Origin of the sequence: Candidatus Vagococcus giribetii (genome assembly GCF_017316185.1) — a bacterium.
In the GTDB taxonomy this organism is placed as follows: Bacteria; Bacillota; Bacilli; order Lactobacillales; family Vagococcaceae; genus Vagococcus; species Vagococcus giribetii.
This window is the reverse complement of record NZ_JAFLVX010000050.1, coordinates 2,103-4,976: the sequence shown is the minus strand read 5'-3', so window position 1 is coordinate 4,976 and position 2,874 is coordinate 2,103. Positions and strand designations below refer to the sequence as shown.

Here is a 2,874-nt window from a genome sequence, read left to right as displayed (position 1 = left end):
TTGTAGTATCCTCAGTAAAATTTCTTATATACTTTTCAACGTTCTCAATATCATATGTCGTTGATAAATCGGATTCACCATTAAATTTAATATAATTGCCTGTCATATCTAAATTCCTTTCAGATATTAATAATTCAATTATATCAATTTATTCAAATAAGAAAACTTTTTTAACAAAAAACTCTTATATTGTTAATTGCTATTTTGATATATTCCTATTTAATTTTATTTATAGTTTCATTCTGATACCTCGTGCTATGTCATTAAACAACATTTCTTATAGTAATTTAAATAATTTTTGCATACAAAAAAACTCCCTCATCAATTTTAAAAATTGATAAAAGAGTTATGATATTTATAATACTTAATCTACTTTCTAAACAAATCATAAGGTCTTATGTATATAGTATTCGTATACAAAAAATGATTTTGAACTACATACAAATTTTAAATGTGAACAGTTCAACCTACTTAATCCCCAATGATATCCTAGCATAGTGACTCATTCTATCAGTCGTCCACGCCAGATACCAAACGAGTTTTACTTCTACTTCATCCACTTCACTTACCGCTTGGTGGATTTGTTCTGTGATAACGTCTGCTAGTGGACAGCCCATTGTTGTTAAAGTCATCTTGACTTCACAATAACCATCATCATCTAAATTTACTTCATATATAAGCTCTGCTCGAAAATTTAAATCTCCTCGCCAGCAGAATGTAGTTGGTAATATGACTAACTCAGGTTCATCATAACACAGAATTTCACAAAGATTCTCAAACTCTTTTATTCAAAATTATACCTTAAAAACAGCTAAAAAACACTCGAAAATGGCATGGACTACTGACACAAAAGAGAAAAAAACCGCTATTTGGTCAGTAGTCCAGAGAGTTTTATTAAAAAATAATAAAATCATATAGATGTATTTTCAATTGTTAGCTAATCAAAATTATTCAATAACATTATAGTAATTTAACTTCAACTTTCGATTCAGGTTTATTTCGTTTTACATATACACTAATTTTTCCTGGTTCTTTTTCTTTGTAAGATGAAACTATTCCGACATCTATTAAATTATCCATCAGTTCCCTTATTATGCTATTATCTTCAAGTACAATTTCACGCATTCTACCATCTATGTACAATTGATTATAAGGGATTTCTTGTTTTTTCAGCCATGTTTCTACAATTTCATATTGTTCATCGGTATACTTAAATTTTCTAAATACAAAATTCATATACTTGACAAATAATTCACTGTCAAATGATTGACTAAAAATCACTTCAAAATCATCTGAAGTTAATGTGTCAATAGAAGTAATATAAATAGCTTCTAAAACTGTATCAATAGTTTCCTGACCCAACGTACCTTTATTCATATTAAATATAAAATATTCTTGAACTGAATCCATACTTGAATTTAAATTTATTAACTTATTCATCTGTCCATCAGTGATTAAGATTTTCTCAGATAATAGCGTTTCTATAAATTCCTGATCTACGAATAGTTCTGGGAACTCTTTGTTAAATAGCAATTCAATCAATCGTGATTTATCTGAATCATTCCATCCCTTAATCAGACAAGCAATTTCACTGACAGTTAACATAATTTTATTTGCATTTTCGATATATTCATTTTGGTAATTTAAAAGTAGCTCTGCTTGTAAATCAAATTCCCTAAATCTTTCTATAGTTTCTATATTGAAAGCTACTAAGTCATTACTAATTAAAAATTCAATACTTGGTTTATTTAAATCAAAAGCATCATATTTTGATAGTTTTAAAACTTCTAAATTATCATTGTTTACATCTATTATTTCCTTATCAACTAATCCTCTTAGTAGGTATTTTATATCAGATTTAGTTTTATCAGAAAATTGTCCATAATCTTTTTTAAGATGCGGAATAATACTTGAATCATTAAAAATATCTCTTAAATATTCCAAATCAACTTTTTCAGAAGTCTTGAAGGTCATTAGATTTAGCCAATTGAATTTATACTTTTCAAATTCAAATATTTTGTTCCATAAGTTTTGATTATTAATCCTTGAAATATCAGAAAGTTTGATGTTTATATGACTAATTAGTTCCTCATATCTAATATTCTCAGCATCTTCTTCATCATATAAATTTAACATTTCTATGAAACTCTCTTCGGTTTCATTTAATACTTCCAACTCCAATAAGACATCTCTTATAAATTCATCCAAATTATCTTGAACGTTAGTTATTAAAATCTTGATTTTCCATTTGTAAAACATTCTCATACGAAACATTATTAACTATTGTTTTTTCACCATAATTTAAAATAAATTCAAACATTTTCGTGTTAAAATCAAATAGTTCTAATTTAATAAACAAATTAAATTCCTGACTATTCAAGTCTCTTATGTTAATATCTTCAAATAATATTTTGGCATCATCATAAGTTTCATCATTATTATTGAAATTTGCGAGACTCTCGATTAATTTACTTTTTGTTACATAATCTTCCATTTCGCTAAAGAAATTTGGTCTTGATATTATATTATCTTTTAATAAATATTCTGGTTCTGGCTCATCATTAAAATAAGGTTCATTCAATATGGTATTAAAAAGGACTCCATCTCGGTATCCAAAATAACTTTCTTCCAAGATAGTTGAACTCATTATTAAATTTACTAATTTTGATTTCATACTTTCCTTAGATTTTCTAAAAAAATCTACACCGAACATCTCAACCATTTTAAATATTACTTTAGATATTTTCTCTTCATTTAGTAAAATATCTAGTTGTTTTAAATAGATATTCTGATTTTGACTAAACCAATTTTTCAAGACTACACTACGAATATTATTACTATCTACGTAATCATTAGAAAATAGATATAAAAACA

The 2,874-nt window shown here is 26.1% G+C and carries 1 protein-coding gene and 2 pseudogenes; all 3 read right to left on the bottom strand.

Annotation, left to right across the window (positions count from 1 at the left end):
- Positions 1-467: 467 nt before the first annotated feature.
- Positions 468-680: pseudogene (locus DOK76_RS13045) on the bottom strand (metal-sulfur cluster assembly factor); the annotation flags it as partial.
- A 280-nt stretch (positions 681-960) separates the two neighbouring features.
- The gene (locus DOK76_RS13040) at positions 961-2,181 is read right to left on the bottom strand and encodes a hypothetical protein (RefSeq protein WP_206968463.1); all 1,221 of its coding nucleotides are present in this window, start codon (positions 2,179-2,181) and stop codon (positions 961-963) included.
- 40 nt (positions 2,182-2,221) lie between these two features.
- A pseudogene (locus DOK76_RS13035) lies at positions 2,222-2,874 on the bottom strand (P-loop NTPase fold protein); the annotation flags it as partial.